At 48.0% G+C, this 16,408-nt stretch carries 13 protein-coding genes, 2 other RNA genes and 1 pseudogene; 6 read left to right on the plus strand and 10 right to left on the minus strand.

The features are described from left to right. Nucleotides 1-39: 39 nt before the first annotated feature. On the plus strand, nt 40-1,416 hold the full coding sequence (locus AC07W0_RS05410; RefSeq protein ID WP_269784445.1) for an AAA family ATPase: 1,377 nt from the start codon (nt 40-42) through the stop codon (nt 1,414-1,416). Continuing rightward, nucleotides 1,413-2,138, plus strand: a complete 726-nt coding sequence (locus AC07W0_RS05415) for a retron system putative HNH endonuclease (protein WP_256580743.1) — start codon at nt 1,413-1,415, stop codon at nt 2,136-2,138. Before AC07W0_RS05410 ends, AC07W0_RS05415 begins: the two co-directional genes overlap by 4 nt. Before the next feature lie 300 nt (nt 2,139-2,438). On the opposite strand, the gene ffs (AC07W0_RS05420) is transcribed toward AC07W0_RS05415, so the two are convergent. Beyond that, nucleotides 2,439-2,535: signal recognition particle sRNA small type (ffs, locus tag AC07W0_RS05420), an RNA gene on the minus strand. A 126-nt stretch (nt 2,536-2,661) separates the two neighbouring features. Between ffs (AC07W0_RS05420) and AC07W0_RS05425 the strand changes: the two genes are divergently transcribed. Both AC07W0_RS05425 and AC07W0_RS05430 read left to right on the plus strand, forming a co-directional pair. Then, the gene (locus AC07W0_RS05425) at nt 2,662-3,954 is read left to right on the plus strand and encodes a site-specific integrase (RefSeq protein ID WP_102617629.1); all 1,293 of its coding nucleotides are present in this window, start codon (nt 2,662-2,664) and stop codon (nt 3,952-3,954) included. 402 nt (nt 3,955-4,356) lie between these two features. Next, a complete protein-coding gene (locus tag AC07W0_RS05430) occupies nt 4,357-5,877 on the plus strand; it encodes a DEAD/DEAH box helicase (protein WP_158243612.1) in 1,521 nt (506 codons plus the stop codon). Between the two features lie 446 nt (nt 5,878-6,323). Here the strand turns inward: AC07W0_RS05430 and AC07W0_RS05435 are convergent. Both AC07W0_RS05435 and AC07W0_RS05440 read right to left on the minus strand, forming a co-directional pair. Further along, nucleotides 6,324-6,605, minus strand: a pseudogene (locus tag AC07W0_RS05435) (TonB family protein); the annotation flags it as partial. 842 nt (nt 6,606-7,447) lie between these two features. Next, the gene (locus AC07W0_RS05440) at nt 7,448-7,669 is read right to left on the minus strand and encodes a hypothetical protein (protein WP_102617626.1); all 222 of its coding nucleotides are present in this window, start codon (nt 7,667-7,669) and stop codon (nt 7,448-7,450) included. Nucleotides 7,670-7,776: 107 nt separating this feature from the next. Here AC07W0_RS05440 and AC07W0_RS05445 point away from each other — a divergent pair, with 107 nt between their 5' ends. Then, nucleotides 7,777-8,010: a helix-turn-helix domain-containing protein gene (locus tag AC07W0_RS05445; protein ID WP_102617625.1), complete on the plus strand. Its 234-nt coding sequence runs from the start codon at nt 7,777-7,779 to the stop codon at nt 8,008-8,010. 55 nt (nt 8,011-8,065) lie between these two features. On the opposite strand, the gene AC07W0_RS05450 is transcribed toward AC07W0_RS05445, so the two are convergent. Both AC07W0_RS05450 and AC07W0_RS05455 read right to left on the minus strand, forming a co-directional pair. Next, nucleotides 8,066-9,028: an HNH endonuclease gene (locus tag AC07W0_RS05450; protein WP_102617624.1), complete on the minus strand. Its 963-nt coding sequence runs from the start codon at nt 9,026-9,028 to the stop codon at nt 8,066-8,068. Between the two features lie 134 nt (nt 9,029-9,162). Next, a complete protein-coding gene (locus AC07W0_RS05455) occupies nt 9,163-10,152 on the minus strand; it encodes a protein NO VEIN domain-containing protein (protein ID WP_102617623.1) in 990 nt (329 codons plus the stop codon). Nucleotides 10,153-10,438: 286 nt separating this feature from the next. Here AC07W0_RS05455 and AC07W0_RS05460 point away from each other — a divergent pair, with 286 nt between their 5' ends. After that, nucleotides 10,439-11,011 carry a recombinase family protein gene (locus AC07W0_RS05460; RefSeq protein WP_102617622.1) on the plus strand — a complete coding sequence of 191 codons (573 nt, stop codon included), beginning with the start codon at nt 10,439-10,441 and terminating at the stop codon, nt 11,009-11,011. Between the two features lie 50 nt (nt 11,012-11,061). Here the strand turns inward: AC07W0_RS05460 and AC07W0_RS05465 are convergent, their stop codons facing one another. From AC07W0_RS05465 to AC07W0_RS05485, 5 genes are all read right to left on the minus strand, one after another. Next, a complete protein-coding gene (locus AC07W0_RS05465; protein ID WP_226925972.1) occupies nt 11,062-12,048 on the minus strand; it encodes a DNA-processing protein DprA in 987 nt (328 codons plus the stop codon). A 2-nt stretch (nt 12,049-12,050) separates the two neighbouring features. Next, entirely contained in the window at nt 12,051-13,304 is a 1,254-nt protein-coding gene (locus tag AC07W0_RS05470; protein ID WP_102617620.1) for an HAD hydrolase-like protein, read from the minus strand. 73 nt (nt 13,305-13,377) lie between these two features. Next, entirely contained in the window at nt 13,378-14,520 is a 1,143-nt protein-coding gene (locus AC07W0_RS05475; protein WP_102617619.1) for a protein kinase family protein, read from the minus strand. 461 nt (nt 14,521-14,981) lie between these two features. Continuing rightward, nucleotides 14,982-15,078: signal recognition particle sRNA small type (gene ffs, locus AC07W0_RS05480), an RNA gene on the minus strand. A gap of 133 nt (nt 15,079-15,211) precedes the next feature. Then, nucleotides 15,212-16,381, minus strand: a complete 1,170-nt coding sequence (locus tag AC07W0_RS05485; RefSeq protein WP_102617618.1) for a zinc-binding metallopeptidase family protein — start codon at nt 16,379-16,381, stop codon at nt 15,212-15,214. Between the last annotated feature and the right edge of the window lie 27 nt (nt 16,382-16,408).

Consider the following 16,408-nt stretch of genomic DNA (forward strand, 5'->3'; position numbering starts at 1 on the left):
TCCTATGCCTGGCCAGAGAATGAAATCGGAGAAACGACTGTGAGGCTCGACAAACTGCGCGTGCAGAATTACCGCTGCTTTGGAGAGTTCGAGATCGACTTCGACCCTCATCTGACCATATTGATTGCTTCCAACGGAGGCGGTAAAACCACCATTCTGGATGCTGCGCGAGTTGCTCTATGGCCTTTTGTAAAGGGTTTTGACCTCGGTAGCCAGACCGGAAAATCCGCGACAATTCAAATCGACGACGTGCGCCTCGCACACCTTGCCAGCGGCAACATGGAGCCTCAAATTGCCAGCGTCATCGAGGCCTGGGGTCCGTGGGGACCAGACGAACCTGAAAACAATTGGTTGCAGCAGCGCACAAGCTTGAAGAAGTCGACCAATACCCTTGGCGACACAGGCTCGAAAGCACTGACTGGATACAGCAAGTCTCTTCAGGAAAAAGTACGTCGCGATGAGCCCGTCGTGTTGCCGCTGATAACTTACTTAGGGACTTCCCGACTCTGGTTCGAGGGCCGTTTCACCTCCGCAGCGGCTCAAACCACTCTCGACAAAACTGAGTACTCTAGAACCTCAGGCTATCTGAATTGCCTCTCCTACTCTTCGAGCTTCAAAACTTTCACTGCATGGTATGGCTGGATCTATCGCAGCTATCGGGAAGCACAGGTGATCGCCCTCGAGCGCAACGCAGAGCTGTCCGACCTAGGCATTCGCTTCGGGCAGATCATCAGGTCCATAAAAGAAGCCATTGACCGATTGATACAAGGCCCGACCGGCTGGCACAGCCTGGAATACAGTGAGAGCCATCAACAGCAACTGATCATGCATCACCCGGAACAAGGCATATTACCTGTAGAGATGCTGAGCGATGGACTGCGCAACGCCATTGCCATGGTTGCTGACCTTGCCTTTCGGGCCTGCAAGCTCAATCCGCACTTAGGGGACCAGGCACCCTCACAAACGCCCGGTATCGCCTTGATCGACGAAGTGGATATGTTTCTCCACCCTCACTGGCAACAGACAATCCTAGGGTCATTACGAGCAGCTTTCCCAGCCATGCAATTCATTGTGACCACTCATAGCCCACAAGTATTGAGTACTGTGCGGCGCGAAAACATTCGAGTGATTGGCAAGGATGTGCATGGCAACTTGATCGCCTCTCCTCCACTGGCAATGACCTACGGTGAACCCAGCAGCAGTGTTTTACATAGCGTCATGCAGGTAGATCCGCAGCCACCCGTTATTGAAAAGCCCGAGTTGTTGCAACTCACCGAATGGGTGGACAAGGGGCGCTATGACGAGCAACCCGCAGTTGAATTGATGGAACGGCTGACAGCAGCACTGAGTGAACAGCATCCCCAACTGCAACGCCTACAGCGCAGCATCAAGCGGCAGCGGGCGCTTAAAAGATGAGGGCTATTCACAAGCGAGGCAACGGCCCTTATCAATTGAACAACTCACATGCAAATCCCCCCATCACAGCCAAAGCGGCGACGAGTCGCTGGGCGGGGTTCGGCTCTAAACAGCAAGTGCTTGGTTACCTGTTAGAGGAGCAATATGGCCTGTGTTGCTACAGTGAGATTCGACCCGATCTGATCGGACTAGGGTTGCATATAGAGCACGTCGAAAACAAAAGTCAGAATCCCCAACGCACATTCGATTACAGCAACCTGGCCGCCTCATCCTTGGATAGCGAGACCGATCTGTACACGTTCAAAGGCCAGGCGTCAGAGGTATTTGGCGGACATGCGCTTGGAAAATCGAGCACAGTCGATATCAATCGCTTTGTGTCCTGTCATCAATCCGATTGCAGCCGCTTCTTCGCGTACCTGTCCGATGGGCGCATAGTGGCCGCTGACGGACTGTCCGCACAGGAGAAGGACCGAGCCAAATACACCATTGACCTGCTCAATCTGAATAGCCCCTTTCTTCAGGAGTTGCGGTATCAGTGGTGGAGCGAATTGGAAGCGCTTTTCAGCGAGCATATTGATCAGGATATGAGCCTGCACTGCCTTGCAGGCATTGACCTTGCACCGAGAGGAACACAACTGAGCCCGTTCTTCAGCATCACACGAAACTTTTTTGGCAACATTGCTGAAGAGGTGCTGGAACAGGAAGCTCCTGATTTGAAGTAATCGAGGCCAGTCACTCAATCAACGACTCCGGCATCAGTAGAACGCGATAAAACTCCACCTCCCTGTATCTTCCCTCATCGTCAGTACGCAACGATTGCCGGGGCGATCCACTTTTGACTCAGGCACTCCCAGCCCTGTCGTTGAAGCGAAGCCCGATATTGGATGGTTTCCCGTTAGCACATTTTGAAAATAGTGAAGTGTCCGTCACGCACTGCGCAATAAAACCTGGCAGATGACGAATCAAAGTTTTTGATTGGAAGCAGAAGGAGGTTACTACAAGGAGGAGCGTTATGGAGGCAACCCCACCAGCCACACCCCGGCACACAATGTTCCCGCTGTGGCTGCTGCCTTCCGGCTCTGACCAGGTTCACGGGTAATCGTTGCGGGGGGACCGATGGGGTCAGGGTAACAGGCTTTTGAGATTGCCTCTAACCTTCCGTGCCAATACCCGGTGCGGACAGTTAGAAATCGGGGGTGTAGCCAGCACTGTCACACACAGCTGTCACACATCGGTGTCACACATATGGCCTACATAATCCGTCGCGGGGCTTTCTACTATCTGAATCTGCGACTACCTAAGCACCTCTTCCCAAGGTGTCACACTTTACGTCTGAGCCTGAACATCCGGCACCGGCAAAGCGCATTGTTCCTTGCTGCATTTCTGGCCCAGCGGGTGCATAAGCACTTATCAGAACACCCCCTGGATGGCTTTCAAACGCTGCGTAGGCTGTGTTCGGAGTGGCGTGATTCAGCACCCATGCCGACCATCCAAAATGCCTCACGGAAGGCTCCAGCCATCACCGTGAAGTGCAATGTGGACGGACCTACACTGACCACCCTGTCCAAGCTGTATATCGAAGAAGGAAAACGTGGTGGCACGTGGCGTGAGGTCAGCACACACGAAGTTGAACGTGCATTACGAGATTTGTTCGAGCTGATGGGCGATATGCCTGCATTTGAGTTCGATGTGCATCAGGCCCGTCTGTTGAAGGATCGTCTGAGCCGTTGCCCCCAATACTTCGCTCTGCTCCCCCAGTTCAAGGGCAAGACGCTAACTCAAGTGATTGACTCTGGCGGCACGTACAAAACCATCACCGCCGTAACCGTAAACAACCGTCTACGTAAACTCTCGGCATTTATGAATTGGTGCAAATCCAATGGTTACGTTACCGACAATCCATTGTCGGGACTCAAGATGATGACGGGTTCGGCGAAAGATGCACGACTGTCGTTTGATCAACGCGACTTGAGTATCCTTCTCGACCTAAATGCACTCAAGGAAGAATCACGTAAGCATCCATGGAGGTTCTGGCTCCCATTGCTTGGTAGGTTCACCGGCGCCCGACTGGAAGAGCTTTGCCAGTTGCACGTTACCGATTTCGTCACGCTGCAAGGATTCGAGTGCATTCGGATTGACGATGGTCACCAAGCCCAAAGCCTGAAGAACAGTAGCAGTCGCCGAACTCTCCCAATCCATCCAACGCTGATTCAGCTTGGACTGCTTGATCACCTGAATAATCTGCGTATTCAGGGGTCTGATCGTTTATTCCCAGAGCTGGAGCCTGTTCGCGGAAAGCTAGGCCACGCGCCGTCGAAGTGGTTTAGTCGATACAGGATTAGAATGGGTGTCGCCGACCCAAAGAAAACCTTTCACAGCTTCCGCCACACAATGATCGATGATCTTAGGGATGCTGGAGTACAAGACTCCTTGATCAAGCGTATTGCTGGGCATGAAGACAACAGTATTACCTTTTGCGTTTATGGAAGCAGGATACCGATAAAAGCAATGCTAAAAGCCCTGATCCACATACAGTGATGAACGCCGCGTGAAAACCGCCGTGATCTGACTGAATATCGTCGTCGGATTCTTACTATGCTTCATCCATAGCGATGCGCAATGGGTGAAGCAACTCGACAGATTAATTTTATAAAATCGTCAAAAACAACCAATTAACCAACCTCGCAAACCATCTGGCCTTTATATCATTTACCAGATCATTTACATCAAAAATTTCAAACGCAACCAGTACCCCCCACTATTAAGCTTGAAATCCACAACCATAAAAGTCGATCCAACTTTATTCAGATTGAATGTTTAGAATGGCGCCCCCGTATTGTAGAGTTGCCTCATCGAATGAGTAACAAGCACACCAAACATTCGAACGCACATTCGACAATGAAAGCCATCCTACAACCGAAACAAATCACTGGAAAACCAATGAACAGTAAAATCATTCACGTATCTATTGCAGCACCTGGCACAGGTAAAACTATGGCGGCAATTTCCGCCATCCCTGGAATGCTTGGTCATGGGAAAAAAATTCTCTACGTAGCACCAACACTTGCACTGGCAGATCAAGTTTTTAAAGACATCCGCAGAATTTGTAGTTCTCTTGAACCGATTATTATTGATTCACGATGTGAAGGATCAGCAGAGGCAAACCTGAACAAAATGCTGAACCCAAAAGAAAGTTCGCATTTAATTATCTGCCAGCATATCACCTTCCAAAAGTGCTCGACAAAACACTTGCGCGACTGGACGATCATCATTGATGAGCTGCCTATGCCCATCAGTCTTCGTCATATGGCCTTCGACCAAGTACAACTCAAGCGCTTGGACCTTATTGAGATCATTGACAACCAAATCAAAATCAAAAAAAACAAATACGAAGACATCAAAAATGAAGTAGCCACATTCAACAAATCCAAAAGCCAGAAATACAATCAAATCGATACTACATTGTCCCCTGCCGCGCAAGATATTTATAACGCGGTTTTGAGCAAGCTTCCCGTGTTCGCTGACGCATATCACTCAGCCAATGAAAAAATCGTGATTCGGATCATTGAGGAATATGGATTTTTCGAACGATTTCATATGGCACAAGAAGTACATCTTTTGTCAGCAACACTCAAGGGCTCATTGTTTGATTGGTTTGCGAGAGCCAATGGGTTTACGTATGCCCACTCAAACTTCGCCCAAAGCACCACCGACAATGTAAAAGATGTAACTATTTATCCAATGCTTTCCGACAAAAACCACTGTTCACGTGGAGTACTGGATTCAGTGGACGGCGCTTCCAATGACGGGTGCAAAGTCTTGCAATCAATGGCAAATTTGATTGACCAACAATTGACCAACCAAGAATACTGCCTGATGTTTGCGTACAAATGGGGCAAAAACACTCATAGCAGAAAATTCATTCAGTGCAAAATTGATAGCCGTGGACTTAATAGCTTTACAGACACACATTGCGCATTCACAGCATTCCATGGAAATCCTAATCCACTCGCATACAAATCTTTTGAATACATTGCAAAAAAATATAACAGATCAACAGACGAACTGCAAAACGCATGGAAATTCACATACAAACTGGAAATGACTTTGCAAAATGTTTTTCGGACGTCGTTGCGAAGCAAAACAATTGACAAGCCGGTAAAACTGTACGTTCAAGATAATGAGGTCGCCAACTTTTTGAAAAACATGTATCTTCCAAATGCAAAAATTGACGACAGCTTGGCCAAAACCTACAAAGAAAAGAAAAAACCTGGACCAACACCACATCCAGAACGTGAAAAAGCTATTACCATGCTCCAAGCCGGTATGAAACAGGCAGTAGTTGCACGGGCGACCAAACTGGATAAGATGACCATCTGCAATTATGCGAAAGCTATTCGACAGATCAAAGCTGGGGAAAACAGTGCAAGCTCTACCCATACCCTTGAGCAGTGGTTGTAAGTCCGAAACCTAATCCCGTAAAAAGTAAATAATCTCCTTATAACTATAAGGTATCCAGTTACAAAACCACCCACACCGCAGGTGTTTCCGAAGCAAAGCGAGGAAGAGATAGGAAACGTTTAGAAACGGCAATTCGACTTGAATTACTGAGCTTTATGCTCGCCTACCGGCTTCGCATGAACTGCGTTCCCGCTACAGTTTTTTTGGGTATCTTATCTTAATCTGGAAGATTACAACTTTGATCAGGTCAACTTGAAACTGTGAATATGTATTACCTCAATACATATTCACATAGATTATGAGTTTTTATCAAACCCTAACCGTTCAAGATAACCCTGCAAGTTTCAATTAAACCTCTGGACTTTTACTTTTCCCTACCATATAAACCTTGCTTCTTTTACTGTTCACATCCTTTAGAGGTCCATAACCCAATGGGACGAACCGTATTACAAGCTTAAGTCATCCGGTGTAAATAACATGCGAAACAATCGATATCTGGCTATATCTTCTGCCTTCATCCCCTGCATTTCAGCCAGTCGGCCAATATTTTTGACTGCCGCCACTGCTGATCTATCAAATGGTTCATCGCCACTAGTTTTAGCTATGTTGACTGATCTAACAGTACCGTCTGGCGCCATACCGATTTCCAATTCAACGACCATTCCCTTTCTTACTGACGGTACGCGTGTCCAGCCTTCAGCGGAGCGAGCTTTGATCAGTTCGTCAAAGTTTGCCCCCATGTCAACTTCATTGATCAACTCAGGAGCAGAACGCGAAGTCGCTACACTCGGTGGAAATACCAGGCAGTTTCTTAGATATATGCCAAGCCCAAACTCAACCCTTCGACATTGAAAGTACAGTTCCTGTCCTATATCGAAGTTGGCGGCAAATTCATTGAGGGATTGAATTCCTGTGATTTCCGATTTCCCCCCGGAAACCTTCCAAGGCCAAGCCTGATACCCGGACATAAATACCGTTACAGCAGTATTTTTTCCTTGATCAATTATGAAGAAAGCTCCCTGATCATCCATCATTATCTTACTGATACGCCCGTGATAAATGCCGGGCATGCTATATTTAATTTGTGCCCTTGCCTGATTGGATTGTAAATCTTTTGTAATCTGTTTGGTGTCAACAGCTTGGCGAAATTCCCAACCTGTCGTGTCAAACATTTCATGCATGCGCGTATTGAATTGATCCCATTCTACGGAATCAGCCGCATCTGCATGGGTAACAGATGCCATTGTGAATAAAAGTACTACCAATGGAAGTTTCATTGAAAACCCCTTTGTTTAGATTGATGATTTGAACTCAACAGGCACATGTCAATAGCCATAATTAGATTTGTAACTGTCCAAACCCAAAAAAGATGTTCTTGAGAACTGCGCATTAGAATTGCCAGAATCAGCGCCCCACCGAAAATACCCGCGAACCAACGGCCCATGTACAGGTAGCCAGCCCCAGGAAGCAGTACATTCAACCCCACTGCGGCTGTCCTGCTTTTTAATTTCGGCCTACTGACTGCGTACTCTTTAACTCCTGGTTTTCGCATCGCCATTCATCCTTGAAATCAGTTCGTATTGATCGGTGCGCGCAAACGCCGCAAAGTCGAGGGCACCCCTGCCAGGAACAAAGTCAAGGCCACCAGCAGCATCACAGAGCCCACCAGGACGCCAACGCCCAGTGCTTGCCGGAAGCTGGAAACGTATCCGAATTCCAATGAACAGATTCCGGTAATACTGGCTACCGGCATGCTGGTTGCGGCGATAAATATGGATATGTAGAGCTTCATACTGACCTCGGTTTAAGTGAATTTTGCCTCAATATTCACAGTATACTGTGAGGACGTATCCACAGCCATCACCGACAGTGACCCGTCTTTGAGACCGGACTGTAAAAGTGGATATTGGCGTAGCTTTCGGAAAGGTCCTTCGTCAGAAGCGTAAGGATGCCGGACTGACCCAGGAACAGCTTGCCCATGAGGCTGATGTGCAACGTAATTATGTCAGCTTGATCGAGCGAGGAATTCACCATCCTACCATTGCGATAGTTTTCAAGCTTGCCCACGCGCTGCACTGCCCGCCATCCGTTCTGATATCAGAACTGGAAATAGAGCTGAGTCGCCACCAGTGATTACTGCTCCCTCTGCTTCGTCCCTAACTGCAAATACATGCACACCTTTCGCCGTTCACACTTGTAAAGACCTCAAGCGTTCCGCAACAATTTCAAGGCACTTTCGTCGCAAATTATCGCGATCCACAGCATAGTGCGCTTGACGATGGGCATCAGCGGAAAGTGCTATGACATTTTCGATTGTGTCGGCACCACCCTCCGAAAGAGGAACAATATGGTGCGTTTCCAAATAGGTGCCGCCGTTTGCCATTTTGAAACCTGGAGCCATTGTCAGTTCACATACTCCCTTCGATCTTGCCAGTACAAGCGCACGCACTTTCGGGTCTCGGTACCTATGAACACCATTGTACGTATAAGCCTCAGAGCGGTTTTGCTCCTGAAACTGATCGCTCACTACCTGCCCATCTACAACGGCAAGACCTGCGGCACCTTCCTCAAGTCCCGCTTGTACTAATGGCTGATCAGAACTACAGCCGCGAATCAGGACGAAAGCACCAGTGCCTTTATCAAAACGCTCCACTGTCCAAGATTCGCTATCCAAGTAACGACCAACAGCACGATCATTCCCAGAATCAATGTCTTCTATCTCACGAACAGGTCCTGACACGATAACCACACGCACAGGAACCGAGTTTATGTAGGCAAGCTGAACCGTCGAGTTGAAATGCTGCGCACGACTGATACGCGGGTCTTTGATAGTGCGGGCTCTATTTTTGGGGTCTTTTTCGAGCTGCCTGATCAACGTATCGGCGTATGCGGCTAGGTTGCCCGGAAAGTTAATTCTCCCCTGGTCATCAACTCGTAGCTCTTCGAACCAGACGCATAACAAAAATATACGACCGTTATCGCTGCGAAACGACCATTCGTAGCAGTACCCACCATTGGATTGGGGCAAAGCCACCGGTTGACCGTCTTTCTTTCTGAAACTCCATGCTCTGACATCGATACCCGCTTCTTGCACGCAATCGATTATCATCCATTTGCCCGTAGGCCTTAAAGCATTTAGTGAAACAGCCATTTTTCACCCAATTATTGAATAATCTGCGTTTTTAGGTGTACTGGTGCAGGAATTTTTCAAATATCGTCGGGGTTTACAGAAGCACCAATATCACCAGCGATCTGATAGAGATCATATAACACCCCAAACCTACTTCAAGCTAATGTCAGCCTAGCGCCAGTGAGTGGTTCGATATTGAGCAACCGTCCATCTTCAGTCGCCCAGATGTAATTACGACCGTGGCTAGCCTCGGCGTTGTAGTAGAAGACATTGGCCTCTGCATGAGGAGTTAAAGCATTCGTAACGGCATAGATGACGTACATACTTCTGTGTTCGGATGAGAGCATTTGCTTGTATTCGTTCGGGGTCAGCTCTACGCATAACGCGCTTCCCGATAGACCTTTGACTTCAACCTTGAGTGTTACGTCGCCGCCCGTAACCGTTAAATCCCATCCAACATTGTCGCGTTCCACTGAATTTACGATGCGGTTACCGCCCTCACGAGACGTGTAGTAGGCGATTGCATGGCGTACAGCAGCGAGCTCGACGAGCTTTCGCGTTTCGGCATCCTGCTGTTTTGGTGTCCCTCGTCCTTTTCCTTCAGTGGGAGCTTTTATAACTCCATCGTTTTTCAGGTATGCGCGGATTCGTGCCACGTATTCAGCATTTCCATACCAGACTGGACTTTGCCCAAGATTTCCTTTCACTTTGGCCGTAGGTACCTTCTGCGTCCGCTGATCCGGAGCTAGCAGCCTCGCCTTACTAAGCGGCGCCTGAATTTGATACTCCACGACTTGATCGGTCGAACGCGAAATCTTGAAATGGTTGCATTCACGGTGAACTAAGGCATTCCGATACCAGCCCGCCACGTATGTCACTCCATCACGGGGATTTCGAGCGACCCACACGACAGTAACACCAGCCAACTTCTCATCTTTATTAGTAGCGCCAAGCCTTCTCAAGTCGATACGTGCCGACCGTGGTACGTACCCATATAGTTTTCCCCTGTGCGGGAGGAAGTTCCAAGCCTCATGCCCATAATCATGGGTCTTTAGCCAGCCGTGTCCCCCGATAGTGGGATCGTTATCTAACCCTTGGTAGGACACCATCCATCCAACGTTTACAAACAACAGAGGTTCTTCCATTGGACTTGCCTTTTATTGATTGATGGTGACGGATTGGTCGTAAATAGCGGAAGCGCGCTGAAAGGTAGCTTAAAGCCATCATGACGTCCATGCCTGCAGTTGATCTCGGTAGCCTTCATCTACCGAATAAAGGCCATCGCTACGCGTCGTAAGCAAACGCATCACCAAACGACCGTTTAGTGATGCGCAGAATTAGTGCTCGTAAAAGTATCAACAAAATAAGGTTGAGGATATAGCGATACCAAGCTACAGTGATACCACGTTTAATGATACGTGAGCGCACCCCATGTCCCGCACATTCCTATACTGTCGTGTTTCAACTTCCAATCAGTTCACTGCAAACCAAGTGCAAGAAGTGAGAGCAGCCGGATTCGACGTACAGGCAAGCAGGGTAATTGAAGAAGTCATATCGGGTAGCATCGCGGCTAGTGAACGCCAAGGGTTTCAAAAACTATTGGATCGTATGGAAACAGGTGACGTACTGATCGTGACCAAGCTGGACCGTTTGGGCCGAAACGCAATGGATGTGCGTCAAACCGTTGAACACCTAGCTGGAATTGGAATTCGCGTCCATTGTCTAGCATTAGGCGGCGTAGACCTGACAAGTCCGGCAGGCAAGATGACGATGCAGGTTTTGAGCGCTGTAGCAGAGTTTGAACGTGACCTGCTGATAGAGCGCACACAGCAAGGGTTGAAACGTGCCAAAGCTGAAGGAAAGAAGCTTGGTCGTCCCATAGCTGTGAAAACTACGGTTGAAGTCCAGAAATTGAAAGCCAGGGGGTACATTCAAACACAGGCTGCAGCGGAATTAGGGATCGGCATTGCAACGGTTAAACGTCACTGGAACACTGAAGCCTGAAGCCTTTCCCACACAACTAGACTATTAGTTTGCCGAAAATTAAAAACTCACTAATCAAGAAAGTCAAGACCATACTTTGAAGTACCACCAACGTACTTTTCCAGCTCAATTATTTTCGGATAATCTTCTTTACTTTCAACAATATGAAGTCTTTGCAAATCCGCAGCATCACAGTTCAACAAAGAAGCTTTTTCATTAGTATCATTTGACGCAAATAACATATTTGCTTGAATTTTAGGCTCTGCCGCTTGCCTATCAAGCTCGGTAGGAAAAGGAACAGCTAACCAGCGACCATATTGAAGTGCGGCACGAGAAGCATGTAGACTGCCCCCTTTTATATCCGACTGAATCATAACGACACCCTGTGCCAAGCCAGCTTGGGTCCTATCTCGCTTTACAAAATGTGCAGGAATTGCTGCACTCCCAAACCCATACTCGCTGATTAGTGCACCGCCAGACTCAAGTATTTCAGAGGCGAGCTTCTTGTTGCTACCTGGTGATATTGTCTGGAGCCCATGAGCCAAAACCGCAATGGTGTGTCCCCGCGCAGCTACCGCAGTTTGATGAGCAATAGTGTCGCACCCCAGTGCTAGGCCGCTTACAATACTCCAATCATTCTTGACAAAGAAACTTGTAATCCTTTCGGTGATTAATGACCCATGACGCGTTGGATGCCGAGTCCCGATTATCGCAACAGACTTCTCAGGACTTTGATGCAGTGTTCCTTTAACATAAATTATATACGGGGCATCCTTTGTAAACCTTAGCAGTGATGGATAATCAGAATCAAGGACGCTCAAAATACGGCAATTTGATTCTTCGGCTTGACTTACCTGATAACGAACTTGCTCTAAAGCCATCTTCCAAGAGCCTGAGACTTCAAGAGATTTTTTTAATTTCGACAAAGAGTTTGCAATAACACCGACATCTTCCTCCAAAAAACTTGGAAACTTTGAAATCTGATGCAAGGAAGCAGGCCCTATACCCTTTAGCAACGATAGGGCCAACATTCTTTCTGTCTTTTGAGAAATCACCATTATTAAACTGAAACCGCCTTCGCTAAGGAAATCAGAACAACGTCTACTGCACCAGCATCTCTCAAATAATGCGAGGCATAGAACAATGTGGCCCCCGTGGTGACGACGTCGTCAATTACTATATATCGTTTTCTGTGGGGCGAATACCCCGGCCGGACAATCATGTGATCCCTTACATTGATAAATCGATCTTTTGCCCCCAGATGCTCCCCATGATTGGAACGCATCCCTTCGGTATATGCGAAGACGTCAGGAATAAACTCTAGATTAACACTACCGAAAATTCCAGTAAGCGGGGCGCTGGCATGAGACTGAGAAAGTTGTGCTAATAGATTTTCAAGACGTGGCGTTCTTCCCACGCGAGCGGGAATCACAGTTACAACCACTGGATTTCCGACTTGGACACCGATATCACTCCCTATACAAACCCGTAAGCTTTGAATCCAGTGCGGGGGAAAAATAATAGCGTTTTTATTTGCTTCAATCTCATGTGAAACCGGATGCCAGTTTCGCCTCGTAGCTAAAAGATCATCATTACGAAATCTTCTACCAAGCACTGAAACCTTCACGAACTTTTTATCATCACCAGACTTATCGAAATGATTAATAACCTCAACCCTTTGCGGTGTTCCAACAGGATTATTCGATTTATAATATTCCAGCTTTTCCAGTAATGGCCAACCGTCTACGGGATTTTCAAGGAAAATGGGTAAATGTTGGGGATCACCAATCATTGCATCGGGAAGTCGTTCGATAACGTAATAATTATCCGAAATATGCCGTTCTGGCCATGTGGTCGTATCAGCAACAGCCCACACACCTGCAGCATATGCAGCATTAATGTCTACCTTGCCATCACCTATCATTACCACTGCTGAAACGTCAGTTATACCTAAAGAAGCCATTGAACGCTGAATCCCATCAGGCGAAGGCTTAGGCCGAACACCATCATCAGCAGTCACTATAGAATCCCAATGAAAATCAGGATAAAACAACGACAATAACGTATGAGTGTAAACTTTAGGAGCACGTGTAAAAACACCAAATTTCAGAAGCGGATATTTCTCCTTCAGCCAAACTAAAAACCCCAATGTATATACGACACGCTGCGGGCGCTCCAAAGCCTTTGCACGAAGTCTATTAATATAATCTAAGGGTTGTTCGCCTTTATATTCAAACCCACGAAATCCATCTTCGAGGTCATTTGTCTCGAGCAAGGTATTATCGAGATCAAAAATCAATAGCTGAAAGTGCATCCGTGCAACTCCTTATGAGAAATTAATTACAAAATAACTCTACAATAATAAAGCCACAGCAAAAACATGATAATCAGAACGGAATATCATCATCAAAAGAACTAAAGTCCGGAACAGGTCGTGACTTATATCTTTCTACCGCATCCAATTTTGCGTAGATATTGGCCTCTATGATATTTCTTTTTTCCTTTCCAGAATCATCCAAGAGCATCAAAAACTCTTCAATCACATGCACTGACATAAGACTTTTCTTACTGTAATAGTATCCACCATTCACGAAGCACTTAACCACCGCCGCATTAGAAGGCACTTGACTTTCAAGCATCACACTATTGTAGACATTCCGCAAACGCACCGAGAACTCATCTACATCGAAGTATTTTGCATCAGAAACGATTTTTGAAACTACTGACACCAAGCCACGGGAAAACGACTGATAAGTGGACTTCTCATAATCTGTGAACGTTACAGATGCTGCTGTATTCGTTAAAGCGGCCTCTCTAACACTAGCGAACGAATCAATACGATCATCCTGCAATCGCTTGGTCATACCCTCAACTAAAGCTGCATGCTTGAACGAGATAATTGAGTTTTCACGTACAATTTTTTCGAACAGCTTGCCTACAAAATAAACTTCGGTGGCATGAGAATATAACTTATCCCCAAACTCTGCAGGAAGTTCACACCACCAATTCAACGAAATACTTTTATCAAAGTCTACGCTTTCAAGTACTTTTTTCCCAAACCCAAAATCGATAACCTTAACAATACCTTCATTTGTAACCATCAGATTTGACGGCCGAACATCACGATGCAAAATATTGCGAGATTCCAAATGAGCAAAAGCATCAACAACCTGTAAAAACACTTCATTTATATTTTCAGGATGTTCTGTTAAGTACACTTCAACATCAACGCCTTCAACATACTCCATGAATATGAAGCCACTGAATTTTTCCGGATACAGCATATAATTAAAAACACGCACAACATTAAGGTGATGGAGAGAATAAAGGAGCTTTATCTCACCAACAAAACCTTTATATAAAACCTCTTTCCACTCGATAAACATTGGTGAATATTTTTTACATACAAAATATTCATCAATCACATCATCGTGCAATAAAACCGTCCTACCACACGCCCCCTGACCCAACTCTTTCCGAAGGATAAAACTCCGACCTAATGGAAACTGAATTCTTTTATCAATATCCATAGGACTTACCGTTAGCAGAGCTACCAGAGTATCTTATTGATTGCTTTAACTTGCATGGACTCTTACTTGCACATCGTAAACGACATACACCGTAGGGCAAGATTCCAAGTAGAAACCTTATTAAGACTTTTATGCTGATACAAACATCACAACCAAAAAATTTGGGGATAAGTGACACGTTTCGCATTCAGCAGTCCTCGCCAAATGAATATCGAAGGGTGGATCAGTGGAAGCGAGATATGCCGGAAATACCCGTTCCCAATGCGTCTAGAGATTAACAGCATCCGAAAGATAACGAAATGCCATCACGGCTTCGAGTCAGCTTAAATCAACGTACTTGTTTTTTGGCTCAGGTATTATGACGAGCAGCGCACCAAATTGGTGTGCTTAAACGCTGTCACACTTCGAGATTTTTAACTGACAAATCCTTGTAGATTCAAGGATTTAGAGATAGGAGGCAACCCCACCAGCCACACCCCGGCACACAATGTTCCCGCTGTGGCTGCTGCCTTCCGGCTCTGACCAGGTTCACGGGTAATCGTTGCGGGGGGACCGATGGGGTCACCATAACGACGCCGGCCTCTCGGCAAGCCGCGCCATTGTACCGATCTGATCGGAAGTTACAACCGTTAGTGCGGGATTAAAAAATGAAGAGGTTCAAGCACTTGCCCTAACCGTCCGGATCTCTCCTTCATGCCTGTGCCTGCAGGGCCTCATCTGCCCTGCCGCCCTCTTCCTGGATGACCAGGTGAATGAAGTGCAGCTTGGCGATCACTGCCGGTGGCAGTATGAAGGGGTAGAAATCCGGCTGGCCCATGGCGCGGGACAGTTCGTTGAGCATGCCGGCCAGTTCGATCCAGGCGTTGACGAATGAGAGGAACGCCGCGCCGCCGGGGTGTTCGGGGTCGTAGAGGGTGGTGCGGGGGAACGGCTGGTAATCCAGGTCCATTTCGCGGGCGCTCATGCCGAAGCCCAGGGCGGTGTCGACGGCGTCCATCATGTGCAGGTAATGCGCCCAGGTTTCGGCCCAGTCTTCCCAGGGGTGCATGGTGGCGTAGGCGCTGACGCAGGTGTGTTGCCAATCCGCGCGCGGGCCGTTCTGGTAGTGCTGGTCGAGGGCGTCGGCGTAACTTGCGCGTTCGTCGCCGAACAGGTGGCGAAACGCTGGAAGCCAGTGGCTGTTGGCGATCAGCCGGTCCCAATAGTAATGGCCGACTTCATGGCGAAAGTGGCCGAGCAAGGTGCGGTACGGTTCGCGCATCTGCACGCGGATTTTTTCGCGGTGGGCGTCGTCGGCTTCCTTGATGTCGAGGGTGATCAGGCCGTTGGCATGGCCGGTGGTCGGCGCGTTGCCTTCCAGGTCGATGCCAACGAAGTCGAAGGCCAGGCCGTTGTCTTCGTCGACGCTTTTGGGCACGACCTGCAAACCCAGGCTGATCAGTTGCGCCACCAGCCGGCGTTTGGCGGTCTCGACCTTGCCCCAGCGCTCGGGGTTTTCTGCGATCGACAGGTCGGGAATGGTGCGATTCAGGCTGCACGCCACGCACAGCGCGGCGGTGCTGTGGGCGGGAATCAGCCAGTTGCAGGCGGCCGGGCTGTCGAGGTTGGCGCAGCGGCGGAAAGCGCCGGCGTCGGGGTTGTCGTCCAGCAGCCAAGTGTCGGCGACCGGGCCCGCGTGCAATGAAGACAGGCGGCTTTGTTGCGGTGGGTAGCCGAGCAGCGCCGAGCAGGCCAGGCATTGGCTGTTGCGAAAGAACAACGACTGGCCACACCGGCACTGCCAGACCTTGCTGTTGCGCGAGGATTCGGCCATGAACGGTGCGGCGATGCGCGAACTGAGTTGCTCGAAGAAGCGGTACATGGCGATCTCTCCCGGGGTGACGAAGAC

This window comes from Pseudomonas sp. GW704-F2, assembly GCF_059423025.1.

What these genes read in the sequence shown, in the direction of transcription:
- AC07W0_RS05485 (WP_102617618.1), bottom strand. Translation starts at nt 16,381, where the DNA reads ATGTACCGCTTCTTCGAGCAACTCAGTTCGCGCATCGCCGCACCGTTC.
- AC07W0_RS05460 (WP_102617622.1), top strand. Translation starts at nt 10,439, where the DNA reads ATGTCCCGCACATTCCTATACTGTCGTGTTTCAACTTCCAATCAGTTC.
- AC07W0_RS05440 (WP_102617626.1), bottom strand. Translation starts at nt 7,669, where the DNA reads ATGAAGCTCTACATATCCATATTTATCGCCGCAACCAGCATGCCGGTA.
- AC07W0_RS05455 (WP_102617623.1), bottom strand. Translation starts at nt 10,152, where the DNA reads ATGGAAGAACCTCTGTTGTTTGTAAACGTTGGATGGATGGTGTCCTAC.
- AC07W0_RS05425 (WP_102617629.1), top strand. Translation starts at nt 2,662, where the DNA reads ATGGCCTACATAATCCGTCGCGGGGCTTTCTACTATCTGAATCTGCGA.
- AC07W0_RS05450 (WP_102617624.1), bottom strand. Translation starts at nt 9,028, where the DNA reads ATGGCTGTTTCACTAAATGCTTTAAGGCCTACGGGCAAATGGATGATA.
- AC07W0_RS05465 (WP_226925972.1), bottom strand. Translation starts at nt 12,048, where the DNA reads ATGGTGATTTCTCAAAAGACAGAAAGAATGTTGGCCCTATCGTTGCTA.
- AC07W0_RS05470 (WP_102617620.1), bottom strand. Translation starts at nt 13,304, where the DNA reads ATGCACTTTCAGCTATTGATTTTTGATCTCGATAATACCTTGCTCGAG.
- AC07W0_RS05475 (WP_102617619.1), bottom strand. Translation starts at nt 14,520, where the DNA reads ATGGATATTGATAAAAGAATTCAGTTTCCATTAGGTCGGAGTTTTATC.
- AC07W0_RS05415 (WP_256580743.1), top strand. Translation starts at nt 1,413, where the DNA reads ATGAGGGCTATTCACAAGCGAGGCAACGGCCCTTATCAATTGAACAAC.
- AC07W0_RS05430 (WP_158243612.1), top strand. Translation starts at nt 4,357, where the DNA reads ATGAACAGTAAAATCATTCACGTATCTATTGCAGCACCTGGCACAGGT.